Genomic DNA, 17,841 nt, shown 5'->3' on the forward strand with positions numbered 1-17,841 from the left:
AGCCGGGTTTGATAAAGCTGCCAGATTTCCTGACGATCCAATAATGTTAAGCGAGTGCGTTTGTGTATGTTCATCTGCAGTATTCTCCTGAATACTGTAAACAACGCTAGGAATTCTTACAATTAAGTTTAACAAAACTGATGACATTATGCTGTGTGGCCGGTATTTTTAGTTTAAGCGCTTTGGCTTACGGAATTCCGGGTAATGCTGGGAAAACGGCACCAATTTCCAGTAGGCCATCTTCCGATGAAGAAAGTTACCCGTCATCCTGCAACTCTGATGATGAATGATCAAATGACGATGCGCATATTACCGTGAACGTGAATGCTGCATAGAATGGCAAATTCGTATTAAATGAGCACTCTTTCGATTATGCTGGTGTACAAGATATGTGCATTGGAGTGATTTTCTGTGCCGGAGCCAAAAATATATGCCATGCTGTTTGCGGGATCTAGTTTATTGAGTTTTATCGTGCGCAGGAGATAGCCTGAGCGATTAAATTCGATTGAGCCTGGCATAAACAAAGCCCGCTTCACGAGCGGGCTTTGTTTTAATTCAATCCTGACTGATTTGCGTGCAAAATTGATCAAAGATCCAGTAAGTTACGAAGGCAATCAAGTATTCCCGAAGAATCGGAACGATGGCAAAAGAAAAAAATACTGGCTATAAACGCAGTAATTGATAGAGCGAGGACCGCCATGGAAAGCATCAAACCTTTCTGATCGTATTTAGCCTTGATCACTTTTGCAATATCGTCATACGAGGGTTCAGATGGTTCGACTTTTTCTTCAGGAATATTCAACGGTTCATTGCTAGCTTCCAGATTTACTTTCGGTTCGGTTTTTTTGACAGTATGCGCAGCAGTCTGAACTTTCTCAACTGCGGGTGGTGTTGATTCTTGCGCTACAGTTCCGGTTGCAGGCGAGTGTGTTTCCTGATTCTTTCTTTCCCTGTTGTTGAGTAAAATAATGTAATGAAATACGTCAGTTATCATACCCATTCGTTGGGTAGCTTCATACACATCCTGAGCATCAACAATGGTTTTATTGCGTTCATATGAAACATTGAGCGATCGATCACAGAGTGAATTGATGGTCCGTGGCGTTCCTCCAGAACCGAACGCGATCGTGAGTGCTTCCCATCCGGTATCTGAAATGAGCTCAGGTGTTCCTCCTGCTACATGAATGCGATGTTTGATGTACTGTAATACCCGGTCGATATTCATCTTTCCCAGTGTTTCCAGCGCAGCGATCCGCTGTTTAAAGGGCGCCATCTCAGGCCGGTTGATTTTTTCCATCAGCTCTTCCTGACCAAGAAGCAATAGCTGAATGAGTTTGGTTGATCCTTCTTCAAGATTGTTGAGTAAGCGAATACCGTTGATCACATCTTCCGTCATCAGATGGGATTCATCCATAATGACTAAGCACTTTTTTCCTTCCGCATTGATTTTCAGCAATGCATTCCGGATATCCCGCATGACGAAGGTTTTTTCCGCCGAAGTCGGCTGCACTCCAAGTTCTTGCGCCAGAAATAAGTAAAGATCCGAGCTATTCGCGGGCGGTTCAGCCATCCAGATGAGTTTGATATTTTCGGGAAAATCAGACTTTATCATCTGACTCAATGTTGTTTTCCCCGATCCGATCGGACCGGTGACAACAATCAAGCCACGTCCGCTGAGCAGTGAACCGGAGATTTGCTTACGAATCCGGGCATGATCTCCATGATCATAAAAGAATAATGGATCCGGTACATTCTCGAATGGAAGTCGGTTGAGGTTAAAGTGCTGCGAGTACATGTGCATTAATTGGCTCCCTCTTGCGGCAAAAGTTTTACTTCAACTCTGCGGTTTTTGGCTCTACCTTCTTCGGTATTATTCGAAGTTATCGGTTGTGTATCACCGTAACCAGTAACCGATATCCGATCTTTCGGTATGCCGTGTAAAACCAATATATTGGCAATCGCCTTTGCGCGGCGCAAAGATAAATCCATATTGTCGCTGCCGGATTTACCAGTCGGTATATTGTCGGTATGACCTTCGATGAGAATACGGCTATTGGGAAATGCGGATATTTCCTGCACTAGATTTTCAATTGCGGAATAAGCAACATCTTGTATCACATCCTGCCCGGAACGGAATGTCTTACCGCCGAATACTGTCACGGTGTGCGATTGGGTATCCGTATTGATCGTCTTAATACCGTCTATTTTATTTTCTGTCGTCACCACTTTATTCTCAAGCTGCGTGATGACTTCTTGCATTTCTGCAACGAAAGCCTTATCGGCTTCCGAATCACCATCTGGCTGGATCGAAGCATCCGCTGCCGCAAGGGGTGCTGCAACTGGAGGCGCCGGTATGGGTGGTGGTGTAAATACCGTATCCGATTGATTATTTAAATAAGAATAAGAAGCTGTGTAACTCTGGAAATTCATGGCCTTATACGTAACGAAAGCCGATAAGGAAAAAAATATCACAGACAATCCAATGATAATTGAACGCATAGGGAAATACTCGTTATATTGATTTTTAATGTGTTACTGATGCAAGCGAATGTTAACGGATATAAGCCGAAATATTTTAGTGTATTGAAAGTTACTTTGCCCAGATGCTGTGGTTAAACCGGATAGAGAGTGTTTTTTCTACACGTGAATAGTGTGCAATTTCTTAGGGTTAATACATTACCTCTAATTTCATTGGATTGCGCAAATTTTTTATTGCTTGATGTTATGTTTATCGCATAACTCTTTACGAAAAAATGCTATGTTAGCAGATATCAATGGCTGGAAATGATTTTGGTTGGAATGGATAGGGTCGAGAATAGCACAGAAACAAATTAATTGTGTGCAATGAACAAACAATTAAAAGGGGATGAATGTGAACCAGAAATCGGGCAGTAGCGTAATCGGTACAGACGAACAGATCATTTCCGGTACCAACGGTTGGTTGATGTTGATGGTATTGCTACCCGCGATATTATTCGCGGTCTTTTTAGTGGCCACACCGGGTGGTCCTGTCAAATTAATGGCTGGTGCAGCATTGCTTACAGTAACGCTTTTCTGCTGCAAAGGGTTATTCACGCTCGAACCCAACCAGGCAGCTGTCATGATTTTTTTTGGCAGCTATGCCGGAACGGTTAATGCGAGTGGTTTTTTCTGGGTGAATCCATTTTATAACCGGACTCGCGTGTCTTTACGGATCAATAACTGGAATACACCGGTTCTGAAGGTCAATGACGAACGTGGCAGTCCGATTGAAATTGCCGCCGTGATTGCCTGGCGGGTGCAGGATACCGCCAGAGCTGTGTTCGATGTTGAAAGCACATTGAATTATTTGCAAATTCAAAGCGAGTCCGCCGTGCGGCAAGTGGCCAGCAGCCACGCTTATGACGCTGCCGAAGGAGGACAACGCAAGAGCCTGCGTACCGATCTGGATGCCATTGCGGCGCTGTTGCGTGATTCTATACAGCAACACGTCGAAGTGGCCGGGATTGTGATCGAGGAAGCCAAAATCGCCCATTTGGCTTATGCGCCCGAAATCGCCAATGCCATGCTGCGGCGCCAACAAGCGGAAGCGGTGGTGCAGGCACGGCAGAAGCTGGTTGATGGCGCAGTCGGTATGGTCGAAGTGGCCTTGAAGAATCTGGAAGATAAAAAAATCGTTACGCTGACACCCGATCAACGGGCAGTACTGGTCACCAATATGATGACTGTGTTGTTATCGGAATCGGGCGCGCAACCGGTAATTCAGATGGCGCAATCGACGCAGTAGTCACCATAAATCGCTTTAGACTGCAATCCGGCAGTCATTGCGATGAGTGCTGTTTTTTTACCGTGAGTGAGTCAATACCATCAATTAAAAGTTTAAATAAGATAAAGAATTAGGTAATGTCATTCACGTTTGACTTTAATTTGAGATGTCGCTATATAGTGAAATGCGGTATCGGCAATATTGATTCAGTGCAATAGAAATGCGAGTTTATCGACACTATAAAGGAGAATAACAGCATGTCAGCAACCACAATCACATTGTTTCATTTCGCAAAGAAATCTCATCGAATCCACAAACTGTTCCTCTGGAGCATGATATTTGTGCCACTTCTGATCTCGGGTTGCAGCATCGGCGATAAAATCGACAAGTTAACCGATAAAGTCAGTGATATTTCCGGTGATACCGTTGCTACACTGGATAACGCCATCGATGCCTTGGACCGGAATTCCGCATCGTGGCAAGCAGTATTGCAAGACACGACGGCGAAGCTGACGAGCGATGCGCAGTCCACCGTACGCAATGAAGTCTCGGATGTGCTGAATCGCAGCGTGGCCGCTACTGGCGATGAGTTGCGCTGTAATGTGGATTTTATCGGTACGCGCGTGCGCCAGGCTTTGGTGAGGATTCGCGCGCGCTTGATGCATCAGGCAGTGCCGCCGGTTGAACCGGCGTTATGTCATGTAGTCCCAGCCGCAGTGGATATGGCGCTGGATCCAAGCCGCCGCAACAAGCTGGAATTTTTTGGCTACGATTTCGATACCACACCGATCAAAGTAACGTTGCATGACACCTCGAGAACACTGGATGTCTCTCCCGAATTGGATCGATTGACGCACTATCACATGACCCTTAACCTCGGCGCCAACGGTGTTCCTTTGTCCAAAACCAGCGATCGTCTCACGTTGGAATGGCAGAATCATCCTATTTCCAGTATCGCCGTCATTCAGCCCGCGACACCGGTATGCCGGGAAAAAACCGAAACCTATGCGCGCGATACCTACTTATCGTTCACACCGCCTCATACCCGAGGTGATAAGGAATTCGGTGGTCATGGTCCGGAAGTTTGGGCTAAAGCAACCTGGAGTATCCAAGGCACGCGCGTCAACTTACGGCTCTGGATGAAAGCGCAGGAAACACGGAGCGATTGGACGACTGCGGAAGGTGAGCGCAACGATACGTACTATACAGCTCCCCCCGGTTGGCGCATTGATAGTATCGTCAGCGCCTTGGAAAGCTCAGCGCATTATATCGACACCGATCATAACGATGACCGTCAGGGCGGCGGGCCAAATGGTCCAGTGAAGGAATTCAAATTCCGCGGCGATCGCGACGGTGACGATGCCGGCAGTTATACCGGTGTGGATGTGACTTTTAATCCGTTGGTGGTGAAATTGGTCGAAGTGGCTAATTGCGCTCCGGCATCGGCGGTCAAATCGTTGCAAGTGAAAGATCAGCTTGCGCCTTCCACCATCAAGCGTCTGCAACCCATGATGTTGAAGTTGCAACCAGCGAAACCTTAGTATAGTCAAGCAATCACCGGTTTTGCGCCGGTGATTGCTCTGCCATTCCTCTATAAAAACCGGTAGTACTCAAATTTTTTTGCTTGGAGAAACCACGGGCAAGCATGCCCACTGCGGCTCTATCTTCACTGCACTGCCAGAATTGAGATAATACTGTGGTTTTTCCCCTTCATAAATCGTGATGTGTTTTGGGGATTGTTTTCGGATGGCTGCCGGTATGCGGTGCAACAGCATGCATAACACGTGGCGAGGTTTCTCCGCGATGCAGGGCAAAAATTTTGTTTTGCAGCAACTTGTCGGACACGGATACACGGGCATGCTGGCGCAAATGCGCAACCCAGGATTCGACCGTAAACATCTCGATGAACCGTCCATGGTCCTCGACATCCTCGAAAAATCCCCATTGAATGGCGCCGTCGCGGCGGCGGGTTATCTCCAATTCCTGCATCAGCAAATAAAAAGCAGCGCGATCCGCATCGTCGATACGATACTCCAGCGTTACCAGCACGGGGCCATGATCGTGCGACACAGGGATCACCGGCGCGGGATCGGACCAATGACCGGACGCCGTATAGTCATGGTGTTCGCCCAGATTGAGTTTGAATCGCGCCGTGATCGGAATCAGCAACAGCGCCAAAAATCCTGATGCGGTTAAAGCTTTTGACAGACCAATCATTTCCGTTACCTGACCCCAGCTGAGCGATCCCGCTGCCATCGCACCAAAAACTACCATCTGGAAAATGGCAAGGCCGCGGGCACGAACCCAATCCGGTAGCGCCATTTGCGCGGAAACACTCAACAACGAAACTGCCATGATCCATGACACGCCGCCTGTAAATCCCGCGGCCATGCCGATCACCGCATGCCCGCCATAAGCAAACAGCAGGGAGCTCAGTGTGGTTACCGTTGTTGCTACTATCATGATTGTGTTTGTACTGAAATGTTTTCTCATGACAGGGAGTAGAAATGCGCCGGATACTGCGCCAATACCCAATGCAGTCAATAATATACCGTAAAGACTGGGGCCGCCTTGCAATGTATCCTTCGCTATCAGCGGTAGTAATGCCCAGTAAGCGGACGCGCACATGAAAAAAGCCAGCGCATGAATCAAGGTGTGACGTAGCGGTTTGCTATGAAAAGCAAAGCGGATACCGGCACGCATGGCACCAGCCAAGCGTTCGCGCGGCAATGCGTTGTCTTGGGCGGTGCTCGTGCGCCACCATAACAGTGCTGCCGCAACGGCAAGATAGGAAATGGCGTCGAGAAAAGCCGTCGCCACGGCACCGGCTGCGGCCAGAATAAAACCACCCAATGCCGGCCCGATGGCGCGGGCGATATTCATACTGATGCCATTTAACACAATGGCGGAACTCAATGTATCGCGCGGCACAAGACGCGGCACGATCGCCTGCCATGCCGGCATGGCAAAAGCCGATCCAGTGCCTATGACGAAAGTAAATAACAGCAAGGTCCAGGCATTAACGATGCCTATCCATAACAGTGCGGTAAAAAGCAACAGTACGGCTGCCAGAAAGATTTGTGTCCAAATCAGCAGTTTACGGCGATCAAAAAGATCACCCAATGCTCCGGCGGGAAGGGCAAAAAGAAAAACCGGCAAAGTTGTTGCCGCTTGTACCATCGATATCATAACGGGCGAGGAGGATAACCCGGTCATGACCCAGCCGGAAGTGACGTTGAACATCCACGTGCCGATATTCGAAACCAACGTCGCAATCCACAGCATCGTGAAAATACGATGTTTGAATGGAGAAAAGGCTGAAACCGTCATTCCGTTTGCTACCCTCAGGTCGCCCAGGGATTGTTGGAGCTTATTACCAGCCGATTAAGGTGGGAAAATACGTCCGATTTAATGTCCGTCATGGTTTGAGGCTCCATTCAAGCCGTTCACTACAGTATTAAGAAGTACCAGCTGGTTTCAGTTTAGGTACTATACAGCATTCCCGAACACTCTCATTTTCTCGGCTTTAAGTTGTGTTTACCGGTAATCAGCAGTAGTGTCATTGTTGTTCGCACGCAATCCCGCATAATCATGAGATACTGAATGCCACACATGACATTACACTCAACTATTAACAGGAAAATATTTTGATGACTACTTCGTATATGTACAAAACCTCAGTACCCGTTTTCAAGCAGCTGTTGACCAGCTTAAGTGCCATTCTGACCAAAGCGGAAACCTATGCCGCCGAGAATAAATTTGAACCGGCCGTATTGCTGAACGCCCGGCTATATCCTGATATGTTTCCTTTGATCCGCCAGGTGCAAGTGGCTGCGGATTTCGCAAAAAGTGTATCAGCCCGGTTAGCGGGAGTTGAGGTGCCAGCCTATGAAGATAATGAGCAGACTTTTGCCGATTTGCAGGCGCGAATCGCTAAGACTTTGTCGTTTATCGAAAGTCTGACACCCGCGCAGTTCGAAGGCAGCGAAACACGCGATATCGTGTTGCGTCCGGGCACACCAAAAGAGAAAAAAATGATCGGACACAATTACCTGATTAACTATGGGTTGCCGCAATTCTTCTTCCATGTCACTACTGCTTACGCGATTCTGCGGCACAACGGACTGGATGTCGGCAAAGGCGATTTCATGGGCAGTTTTTAAGGGTTGTTGCAATACTGGCCGTGCAATTTCTGCTTGCACAAGCCATTTAGCAGGTAGGCGCTTGCCATTCATTTTGCCGCGAGCTTGCGGCTGCGCTTCGGTTTCGGAGTGAGCGCATTTTCCGCACGGGATGCCCGGATACTGTCGAGCAATACGCTGGCGGGTTCGTCGTTGGGGTCTTGCGGCACCAGCTCACCGCGGAACGCTTTGGCGAGGATTGCGGGCGTCAGTTTGTCGGTCTGGGCGCGAGCGGCGTGGTAGCGGGCTTCGATGCGGTCGGCGTAGGCGAACAGTTCCTCGACGCGGCGGACGATTTCGGTTTGTTCTGAGAATGATGGTAGTGGCAGTTGCAAAGCTCGAACATCCCCAATATTAATTCCACGAACTGCAACCCCTTTTACTGACTTCTTCATACGGTACTGAGCCATCGAAGACTGTAAATAATAAAAAACAAAATCTCGATTAACGATTGGTTGTACTGATAATCGCGCGGAGTCTTGCGTAATATTTGCCCCAGCAAGTTCATTAGGAATCTTGACAATACGGCCAACAGTGCCTCGAATAGATAATAGCAAATCGCCTGAACGAAGACGCGAGCGTCTAAACTCCTCATCTATCTGTCGCGAAGTTTTTCTAATTGTGCCCAAATTAAGTTTGTTGCAAGGAAAATCAGCTACACGAATGTAAGGGATGCCCTCATTAAGTTCAGGTCCAGGTTTCAAAATTCCATAAGTAATTGGGCGATCAGGAGAAACAACATCTCTTAAGGTGACTAGCTCCCAGCCATCAGGAAACATCTCAAGTGACAAATCATGTACACCCTCGGTAGGGGCAGCAGCATTACCCATTTTATGGCCCCCCGCCTCGTCGTGGATTGCATGTATTTCTGCTGCGAGTGATTTTGCGTTAATGTTCCGCAAAAATTGTTCCCGCCATTCCTCTGTTAATTTTCCCGAAGTTGCGGCGGTGAGGACGGCTTGGCGGAAGCGTTTGAGGATAGCTGGAATGCAGTCGAGGCGTTCGCGGCAGGCATCAACCCGCGCAAGGATGCTATCGAGTTTGTCAGCGATGCGTTTTTGTTCATTGAGAGGCGCAATAAGGAAAGCCGCATTTGAGAATCGACTTTTATTCAAAATCGAAATGGTTGTTGAGGATGCATTCTTTATCATCCAAGATTTCAATGTCTTGCAATAGTAATATCCATAACGATCAAAGACTATTGATAATTCAAACTCAACTGCATTGATTTGCTGGTTAGTGACCACGGGCACCGCAGTTATTCCAACTTTCCCTAAATTTCCGATACAAGAAACTAAAACAGCACCAGGTCGCAATAACTTAGACTGTTGAACTCCTTCGTCCGAAAGTGTCTGCTCGGCACTTACTATAGCCTTGAAATAATCATCGAGATCACTTGGCTTTACGAAAGGCGTGATGCCGCCAAAGTTAGTAATCACTTTAGTTGTTGGAGTGCTACCAGTCGAGATAGTAGCGATTTCTGCGATTGTAGTTTTTACCCAACCTTCTGGAAGATTGCTCACGCATCCACCTCATCCACATCTTCCCCCAATTCCTCCAAAATCCCCTGTAATTCGAGCAATGCGCCTTGCAATTCGTCGATGGCGGCTTGTGCCAGCAGCGTCGGTTCCGGCAGGTCGTCATGGTCAGTGGCGCTGTCGTCCTTGAGCCAAGCGATGTCGAGACTGTCGCCGCGTTCGGCGATTTGTTCGCGCGTGAAAACGCGGAACCGGGCGGTTTCCGGATTCCCACTTTCGATGGAATGACGGTATTCGCTGTTGTTGCCGTGCGGGTCGGGGCCGAAGAAGGCTTCGAATCCGGCGAAGTGCTCGCGGGTCAGTTGCGTGCGTTTGCCGAATTGCGGCATGTTGGCGCGCAGGTCGTAGACCCACACTTCCTGCGTGTTGGCTTTATCGCTATGGCCGCGCGTGAAGAACAGCACGTTGGTTTTGACGCCTTGCGCATAAAAAATGCCGGTCGGCAAGCGTAGGATGGTGTGCAGATTGCATTTGTCCATCAGGTCGCGGCGGATTTGCGTGCCGACGTTGCTTTCAAACAATACATTGTCCGGCATCACCACGGCGGCACGCCCGCCGGGCGCCAGTCCGCGGTAGATATGCTGCAAGAAGCAGAACTGTTTGTTGCTGGTCGGAAAAGTGAAATCGGTGCGGCTCGGCAGGCCGCCTCCTTTTTTGGTGCCGAACGGCGGATTGGTCAGGATCAGTGTCGCCTTCGGCAGCGCTTCGCCTTCAACTCCGAGTGTGTCGCCGTAATGAATGCCCGCGCCGCCTTCGAACGAATCCAGTCCGTGCAGCATCAGGTTCATCAGCGCTAGGCGGTGCGTGTCTTGCACGTGTTCCATGCCGTAGAAGGTGCGGTGGCGGTATTTGCGCTGCTGCTCCTCGGTCCATTCGTCGAAGTTGCCGTGCTGGCGGATGTAATTGTTGGCGACGATCAGAAAGCCGCCGGTTCCCGCCGCCGGGTCTTGAATGGCGTCGGCAAGACTTGGTTTCATCACCGCGACCATCGCTTCGATCAACGGCCGCGGCGTAAAGTACTGGCCCGCGCCGGATTTTTTCTCGTTGGCGTTTTTCTCCAGCAGCCCTTCGTACAAATCGCCGAGGTCTTCGCGGTGCACGCTGTACCAGTCGAGTTTGTCGATTTCGGACACTAGCGCCGACAATGTGACCGGTTTGCGGATGAAACTGCTGGCGTTGGCGAAAATTTCCTGCACCAGCGGCGCACCGTGATTGCCCAGATGAATCAGCAGCAATTTGTAGAATTCCAGCCGGTCGGGCGCGGCCTTCGATTCCAGATCGCCCCAGCGCTGGCCTTCGGGCAACTGATTCTCGATGCCGGTTTCCTTGGCCATTTTGAGGAACAACAGGTAAGTCAGTTCGGTCACGTACTGGTGATAGGTGACGCCGTCATCCTTGAGAATGTTGCACAGGTTCCATAATCTGGAAACGATATCAGAGGTAATGGTTGGCATGCGTATTGAAGAGATTAGTGTTAGTTGCGGTTATTTTTGTTGTTGCTGGTTTCCGGTTTGCCACAACGCATCGTTGAACGTATCCAGCACCTGCTGCAATTCGCCATTGAACACTTTGTCGAGCCGGTCAAAACCGCCGCCATCGCGCTTGAACAGCAGGTCGGGGTCATCCAGCGCGGCGCGGTCGACCAGCAGATTGGCCTTGGTTTGGCTGGCGATGCGCTTGAGCCAATCGCGTTGCGGCGTGCTCCACGGCTTGCTCGCCAGTACGTGCCGCAGTGCTTGGTCGACGCGTTCATCGAACGGCATCAACGCATCGCCAATGGCGGCCTGGCGGATGAAGCCGACGATGCGCGCGGCAATGTCCTGATTGGTCATTTCCCGCCATGCGGTGGTGAGATTGGCTTCGGTAAAACCGGCTTTGTCGAGTTCCAGCATCAGTTCGCGCAACTGCTTGCGCGTCAGCTCGCGCGGCCGAGTCTTTACTGCCATTAGTGCTGGAATGTCGTTGCTGTGGCTTTGCACGAAGGCAGCGAAAGCGTTCAGGTAATCTTCGGGTTTCGTGCCCTGGCCGTAGCCGCGTTCGGTGTTTTTCAGTTCATCCTCGTGATCGGAAATCAGTATGGGCCTGCCTGTGCTTTCGTTGGCGCGGTCGAGAATCTCGGCCAGATCGGGGTTGCTGGTAAACCATGCCGCCACTTCGTGAACCGGCAGGGCTTTGATCGTTTGAACGAAAGCCACCAGCGTCATGCCCGCGCGGGTTTCAAAATCCCGGACATTTTTATCCGACAGGTGGCGCTTTTTGCGTTGCAGTTTGGCGAGCAGTTGATCGCGCACCAGTTGCCGCGATTCGTCGTCCTTGACGGTGACCAATTCCTGCGCCAATTGCGTAAAGCTGATTTTGGGATTGACCACAACTGGCTGCATCGCGGTCAAGCCGTGCAGGGAGGCAAAGATCCGTACCGCATCGAACACCCGGAAGGTTTCCTTGCCGATGCCGTCGCACAATCGCGTGGCGCGCCCCAGCATCTGATCGAACAGAATACGGCTGTTGACGCGGCGCAAAAATACCAAATTGCAGATTTCAGGCACGTCAATGCCGGTGGTCAGCAAATCGACGGTGACGGCGACGTTGGGATATTGCTCGTTTTTGTAGCGACGGATCAGGTGCAACGGCTTGTCCGCCGCGCCGGTGATCTTGATCACGGCATCGTCGTCGACGCTGCCATAACGCGCCGTAAAAGCTTGCTTGAGCAAATCGACCACCATGTCGGCGTGCGTGTCGGTGGCACAGAAGATCAGCGTCTTTTGCCGCGACAGCGGATCGAGTTCTTGCGCCAGATAATCGCAGACCACGCGATTGAATGATTCGGTGATGACTTTGCGGTTGAAATCTTCGATATCGAGCTTGATTTCGTCCGGTGTTTTGAACAATTCGATCTGGTTATAGCGGCTGTTGAAAACTTTGATGTCGTCTCCTGCTTTCCAGGTGATGCCTTGCGTGGAAAGCACAGTTTCGATCTGAATCGGCGGTTCGTAATCGACCAGAAAACCGTCGATCACCGCTTCGCGGTAGCTGTAACTGTACACCGGCAAACCGAAGATTTGCGTGGTGTGCAAGGCAGGCGTCGCGGTCAGGCCGATTTTGACGGCATCGAAATAATCCAGCACACGGCGGTATTTTGAGATGTAGTCGTCAAAACCGCGGAAAGTCATTTCGGTCTCGGACAATTCCCGATCCAGCAGATAACCGCGATGGCATTCATCGATCACGATACAATCGTATTGGTCGACACTCGGCGGCGACGCATTTTCAGCGGCGAACAGCAGCCGCTGCACCATGCCTTGCACGGTGGCGATATGCACCGCGGTATCGCCATCCGGTGTTTGTTCGTCCAGCTCTTTGATGCCAAACGTTTCCGCAAACGATTGCAGATTTTCCATGCGGGTGTCCTTGAACGCATTGATCGCTTGCACGCCCAAGGCGGAACGATCCACCAGAAACAGGATGCGGCGGAAGCGTTTGACCTTGAGCAGGCGGTAAATCAGCGCAATGCAAGTCTTGGTCTTGCCGGTGCCGGTCGCCATCGCCAGCAGCATTTCGCGCTGACCAGCTTCGATGCCTTTTTCGATGGCGCGAATCGCTTCCTGCTGGTAATAGCGCAACGGAAAACCGTAATTGAAGGGTGTTTGGGCCAGCTGTTCATGCGCCCGGGTTTCGTCGCGTTTCATCAATGCGGTCAATCCGTCCGGAGTGTACCAGCCATCGAGCGGATGCCCCAGATTGTCCGGGCGCCGCAGATCGCAAAACCAAATGCCGCTTTTGGTGGCGAGTTGGCGCAGAAACGGGCGGCCATTCGACGAAAAAGCGAAGGGAATACGGTAAGCACCCGCATCGCCCCAGTTTTCTGCGGGCAATTCGGTCTCGGTGCTGGGCTTGAACGTGCGGCTATAGCGTTTAGCTTGCTGCAATGCGCCCGAGACATCGATGTTTTTGCGCTTGGCTTCAATCACAGCGATTGGCGTTAAACCGGCGAACAATACATAATCCGCTGGGCCGGTTTCTGTCGGCCATTCGGCGATGGCGCGATTGCGATTTTTTTCAGGCCGCGCGCCTTTTCCAAACATCAATATTTCGGAGTCGGCTTCCCAACCGGCCTGACGCAGTTGTTGATCGATGAGTTTGCGGGTATCGGCTTCGTCCAGTTGCACGGCTTCGGCAGCCGAAATGGCAGCGGCGGCGATGTTAGCGAGTGTCTCCTTCGGTTGTGCCGACGCAGTGTGCTGCTGTTCAAGAATACTTTTCTCAAGTTCACGCTTGGCTTGTTCGGCTTCAGCGGCCATTTGTTCCCAGAATACCTGTTCATTCTTGGCTTCACGTAGATTGGATTCGGTGATGCTCAATTTTTCCGTGACGCTGGCGTGCGACGTTTGGTAATCATTGACCAGCTTTTTCAGGCGCTCCAATTCAGCGTGCAATTCTTCGCTTTCATTCTGTGGCGGGGCGGGCGGTATGAAAGGGCCGGATTTGAATCCGGCATCCTTGAACGTGCGATGAAACCAGACGCCGATTTGCCAAGTCAGCTTGAGCGATAACAACGCATTACGATGATCGCCGGATAGCGAATGACTTGCCGCATTGCCGCTGCGCCGTACTTCATTGAACATTTGATACACTTCGCGCGGCAATACGCCGTTATCCTGCAACCGCCGCAGCAGATCGTATTGTGTCTCTTCCGCGGAAATAAATAACCCAGTCCGGGCCGCCAGCAATTGCGCCAGCGATTCCGTCAGTTGGCGCAGTTTTAAAAGACAGGTGTTCGGATCGCCAGCAAAATACTTTTCCGCCAGCATGCCCAGACGAAGCAGCTGTTCGTCGTGCTGGCTTAATACCGAAAAGTTTGATGTCGCCATTGCTATTGGTTTTCCAGATACTTGGCAAATTGTGCATTCTATTACATTTCGCTCGCCTGTTCTCCGGCCAGGGATGGCTCTTGCGCTCATTTCACAAGAATTGACGCCGTTATAGGTGAAATGTCTTAATAATGGAGTATTCCTTGGTGGATCAAGAACTGCACCTGACACTGCAAAACCTGAAAGATGAAGTACTCCGTAAAATTGGCAGAAACTTGCTGATATTTCAGCAAATCGAGGGCCTGCTGAAAATGATTCTGGGAAACTCAAAAGTGCAAGGCTATGCCCATGAATTAGCGCTTTATCAGGAGAAGCGTATTGATGGGATACAGAAAGATATGATGGGGCAGCTCATCAAGCAGTATTTTGACGAAATATTATCTTCAATCGATAAAGAACCGCAGGGGCCACCCGATTTGGCGGAACCGTGGTTATCTTGCTCACTTAAAATTACCATTGACGCCACTTCCGCTGAAGCCCAGCTGAAAGCCTTTGAAATGATGCGCGAGGAGCGCAATCGGTTGGTTCATCATTTCTTGCCTGGTTGGCACCCCAATTCCCCTGAAAATCTAATTTTAGCCAGTGACGATCTCGATGAACAAAGGGAAAAAGTCTTGCCTGTCTGGGAGCATTTAAAGTCCGTAGCCGAGACAATGCACCAAGTTAGGCAAATGCATGCCGGTTTTATGGCTTCCGATGAATTTATTCAGCAATTCGAGTTATTGTGGCTTCAGCAAAGCCCGTTGATACAATTGTTTTGTGACATTGCGATGCAGATTGGCCGCTCCGATGGGTGGGCTTGCCTTGCACAAGCAGGGAAATTGGTGCGTATGCAGTTGGCCGATGATGCCGTTCGGATGAGTGCAACTTATGGTCATCATTCCTTCAAAAAGCTGTTGATTGCATCCAACTTGTTTGAAATATGGGACAAAGCATTACCGCAAGGCGGATCCCGGACATTCTACCGAGTCCGTTCTGATCATAATTGACATTCACTGGTTGGAGAAAATCTGCATTTCTATAATTTTTATGCACTCAATGCTTGTTTCAATCAACTTCTTTGTAAACTTTTCACATCCAGCTGGTGCGCCATTGATCGTTATATTTTCGTTAGGCACAGTAAGCAGTAAGCATCGAATTTGACGAAGCTGATTCAGAAGGCAATTTCCCCATTCTTTTTATGAACAGAATCCGCGGAACTGACGATTATTGATTCCGTGACCCGTGTTTATCAGCATGAGAGACTACATTCAGTACTGAACATGTGTTAGACAAATCATATTTTTTGCATACCCCGCTTAGGTTTATTTTCCTTTAGTTTATTGGGTTGCCTAAACCTGTTTTTACCAGCAATCCGCAGAAGGCGAAGAAATTTTGGACACTCGAAATGACTTGGCGCTTTGCAGACCGCTGCATGACGGAGTCCATCACGCATTGCGGTCAATTCTTCGATTGTTCTGTCCAGCTCATCCGCTTTGGCGGAAAGCAGCACTCTATTAATGTCAGGCCCGTCAGAAGTGAACATTTCCGCAATCTCATCCAGCGAAAAACCGGCGCTGCGTCCCAACGATATTAGAGCCAATCGCTCTATGACGTTAGCACTAAATGAGCGGCGCAATCCATTCCGTCCATTTGATCGGATCAATCCCTTTTCCTCATAAAATCGTAGCGTTGAAGCGGGTAATCCGGATGCCTTTGCTACTTCGCTTATATCCATTATTTCACCTGTTGCAATTAATGCTTGACTTCAAGTCGACTTGAGCTTTTATCCTAGCTCAGTACACCATTTAGTACAACACTAAGGCCATGAAGTTGATGGCTTGCTATCAATCTTATAAGAACTTAAGGAACCGCTATGGAAGCAAGTTATTGGCATCAAAAATGGGAACAAAAGGATATTGGTTTTCACGAAAGCGAGGCAAATCCACTTTTAATAAAGCATTTCGCAGAATTAAATCTGCCAGAGGGCAGCCGCATATTCCTGCCACTGTGCGGCAAAACACGTGATGCGGCCTGGTTGCTTGCTTCCGGCTATCAAGTTGCCGGCGCAGAGTTGAGCGAGCTTGCTATTAACGAGTTATTTAAAGAATTGGGGCTAGAGCCGGAAATCTCCAAAGTCGGTCAATTGATTCATTATCAGTCTGAAAATATTGACATAGTAGCGGGTGATATTTTTGCAGTTTCTGCTGAATATCTTGGGCCCATAAGCGCAATATACGATCGCGCCGCTTTGGTTGCTCTACCAGCCAGCCTACGAAAACACTATACCTCACACTTGATGAGCATAACCGGCGCTGTACCGCAGTTGCTGATCTCTTATGAATACGATCAATCGTTGATGGATGGCCCGCCTTTTTCAGTAAACGCGGATGAAGTAAAGCGGCATTATGGCGCTTCTTATCAATTGGAATCCGCTGAAAGCAAGCGTGTTAACGGTGGATTGAAAGGAAAAGCTGCGGCCACAGAAACTGCCTGGTTACTCCAGAAATTCGAAAAATAGGGGATTGCTATGCCGGATATCGAATGGATATTGCTGTACCTTGTATTGGGTGCCTTGGTTGGCTTTGTAGCCGGTTTACTGGGGCTGGGCGGTGGCGGGATATTGGTTCCTTTGCTGTCATCCATTTTTATTTACCAAGGTATCAACGCAGATAACGCGATTCACTTGGCGTTGGGGACGTCGCTGGCTTGCATGATCGTTTCTTCAACGGCAAGCATTCGTGCGCATGCTTCTCAAAACACCGTGGTATGGCCAGCTGTTGGTGGAATGGCACCCGGAGTCATTGCGGGTGGCTTTCTGGCTGCGCAGGCTGCCGCCCACATCAACTCAGTCTGTATTGCTATATTTTTTGCGTTGCTCATGGCAACCGTGGCGGGGCAAATGTTTCTCAATTGGCGACCGGAACCCAGCTCAAAACCGTTAACTTTTCGTGGATTAATCGTGGCCGGAATTGGCATCGGATCTGTATCAGCACTTGCCGCGGTGGGTGGTGGTTTCCTGGCCGTTACCTACCTTGGCTATAAGAACATGAATATAAAAAGCGCTATTGGCACTTCGGCGGCGATTGGATTGCCTATTGCCATCACGGGCACTATTGGCTACATGATCAGCGGCTGGTCTATCACACTGAACAATCCCTACACCGTTGGATTCGTTGATGTGCCAGCATTCTTGGCGATAGCGTTTACCAGCGCTATTGCGGCTTCCTATGGCGCACGTTGCTCGCATAATTTACCTGACGCTTTTTTGAAAAAGATATTCGCCGCGATCTCACTGCTTTTGAGTATAAAGATGCTACTCTTTTTAGCTTGATTCTTACTTGAAAATACCAAATTTCTTGGAAGGATTTTCTGATGGAGCGGAAGTATTCTTGCAGGCTGGATCAGTTAGTAATTTCTGGATGACCATCTGTGGTAACTTTTTAGGTAGTAAAAATTGTTGCCACACTTTTTTATCGGACTCTAGCGGATTACCCTGGACTGCTACGGAAAGCGAGTTGTCCGTAGGG

At 49.5% G+C, this 17,841-nt stretch carries 14 protein-coding genes; 7 read left to right on the plus strand and 7 right to left on the minus strand.

Going from position 1 to position 17,841, the window contains the following annotated elements; all coding sequences use genetic code 11:
• Positions 1 to 411 precede the first annotated feature (411 nt).
• Complete coding sequence (locus DU481_RS10515; RefSeq protein WP_350134358.1) at positions 412 to 486, plus strand: PEP-CTERM sorting domain-containing protein; 75 nt, start codon at positions 412 to 414, stop codon at positions 484 to 486.
• 100 nt (positions 487 to 586) lie between these two features.
• Here DU481_RS10515 and DU481_RS10520 read toward each other — a convergent pair whose 3' ends face one another.
• Both DU481_RS10520 and DU481_RS10525 read right to left on the minus strand, forming a co-directional pair.
• On the minus strand, positions 587 to 1,801 hold the full coding sequence (locus tag DU481_RS10520; protein ID WP_350134311.1) for an ExeA family protein: 1,215 nt from the start codon (positions 1,799 to 1,801) through the stop codon (positions 587 to 589).
• The gene (locus tag DU481_RS10525; RefSeq protein WP_350134312.1) at positions 1,801 to 2,499 is read right to left on the minus strand and encodes an OmpA family protein; all 699 of its coding nucleotides are present in this window, start codon (positions 2,497 to 2,499) and stop codon (positions 1,801 to 1,803) included. The genes DU481_RS10520 and DU481_RS10525 overlap by 1 nt, the downstream gene beginning before the upstream one ends.
• Positions 2,500 to 2,872: 373 nt before the next feature.
• Here DU481_RS10525 and DU481_RS10530 point away from each other — a divergent pair, with 373 nt between their 5' ends.
• The gene (locus tag DU481_RS10530) at positions 2,873 to 3,766 is read left to right on the plus strand and encodes an SPFH domain-containing protein (protein ID WP_350134313.1); all 894 of its coding nucleotides are present in this window, start codon (positions 2,873 to 2,875) and stop codon (positions 3,764 to 3,766) included.
• A 311-nt stretch (positions 3,767 to 4,077) separates the two neighbouring features.
• A complete protein-coding gene (locus tag DU481_RS10535; RefSeq protein WP_350134360.1) occupies positions 4,078 to 5,286 on the plus strand; it encodes a hypothetical protein in 1,209 nt (402 codons plus the stop codon).
• 169 nt (positions 5,287 to 5,455) lie between these two features.
• Here the strand turns inward: DU481_RS10535 and DU481_RS10540 are convergent, their stop codons facing one another.
• On the minus strand, positions 5,456 to 7,075 hold the full coding sequence (locus DU481_RS10540) for an MFS transporter (protein ID WP_350134314.1): 1,620 nt from the start codon (positions 7,073 to 7,075) through the stop codon (positions 5,456 to 5,458).
• Positions 7,076 to 7,395: 320 nt separating this feature from the next.
• On the opposite strand from DU481_RS10540, the gene DU481_RS10545 reads away from it, so the two are divergent.
• On the plus strand, positions 7,396 to 7,908 hold the full coding sequence (locus tag DU481_RS10545) for a DUF1993 domain-containing protein (protein WP_350134315.1): 513 nt from the start codon (positions 7,396 to 7,398) through the stop codon (positions 7,906 to 7,908).
• 68 nt (positions 7,909 to 7,976) lie between these two features.
• Here the strand turns inward: DU481_RS10545 and DU481_RS10550 are convergent, their stop codons facing one another.
• From DU481_RS10550 to hsdR, 3 genes are read right to left on the minus strand one after another with little or no spacing between them, the layout of a single operon-like run.
• On the minus strand, positions 7,977 to 9,449 hold the full coding sequence (locus tag DU481_RS10550; RefSeq protein ID WP_350134316.1) for a restriction endonuclease subunit S: 1,473 nt from the start codon (positions 9,447 to 9,449) through the stop codon (positions 7,977 to 7,979).
• Complete coding sequence (locus DU481_RS10555) at positions 9,446 to 10,918, minus strand: class I SAM-dependent DNA methyltransferase (protein ID WP_350134317.1); 1,473 nt, start codon at positions 10,916 to 10,918, stop codon at positions 9,446 to 9,448. Before DU481_RS10555 ends, DU481_RS10550 begins: the two co-directional genes overlap by 4 nt.
• Positions 10,919 to 10,948: 30 nt before the next feature.
• On the minus strand, positions 10,949 to 14,332 hold the full coding sequence (gene hsdR / locus DU481_RS10560; RefSeq protein ID WP_350134318.1) for a type I restriction-modification system endonuclease: 3,384 nt from the start codon (positions 14,330 to 14,332) through the stop codon (positions 10,949 to 10,951).
• 143 nt (positions 14,333 to 14,475) lie between these two features.
• On the opposite strand from hsdR, the gene DU481_RS10565 reads away from it, so the two are divergent.
• On the plus strand, positions 14,476 to 15,321 hold the full coding sequence (locus tag DU481_RS10565; protein ID WP_350134319.1) for an LOTUS domain-containing protein: 846 nt from the start codon (positions 14,476 to 14,478) through the stop codon (positions 15,319 to 15,321).
• 287 nt (positions 15,322 to 15,608) lie between these two features.
• On the opposite strand, the gene DU481_RS10570 is transcribed toward DU481_RS10565, so the two are convergent.
• Entirely contained in the window at positions 15,609 to 16,049 is a 441-nt protein-coding gene (locus tag DU481_RS10570; RefSeq protein ID WP_350134320.1) for a helix-turn-helix domain-containing protein, read from the minus strand.
• 138 nt (positions 16,050 to 16,187) lie between these two features.
• On the opposite strand from DU481_RS10570, the gene tmpT reads away from it, so the two are divergent.
• Both tmpT and DU481_RS10580 read left to right on the plus strand, forming a co-directional pair.
• A complete protein-coding gene (gene tmpT / locus DU481_RS10575; protein ID WP_350134321.1) occupies positions 16,188 to 16,832 on the plus strand; it encodes a thiopurine S-methyltransferase in 645 nt (214 codons plus the stop codon).
• 9 nt (positions 16,833 to 16,841) lie between these two features.
• Complete coding sequence (locus DU481_RS10580) at positions 16,842 to 17,645, plus strand: sulfite exporter TauE/SafE family protein (RefSeq protein WP_350134322.1); 804 nt, start codon at positions 16,842 to 16,844, stop codon at positions 17,643 to 17,645.
• Positions 17,646 to 17,841: the final 196 nt, after the last annotated feature.

Source organism: Nitrosomonas sp. (assembly GCF_040240425.1).
Taxonomy (GTDB): domain Bacteria; phylum Pseudomonadota; class Gammaproteobacteria; order Burkholderiales; family Nitrosomonadaceae; genus Nitrosomonas.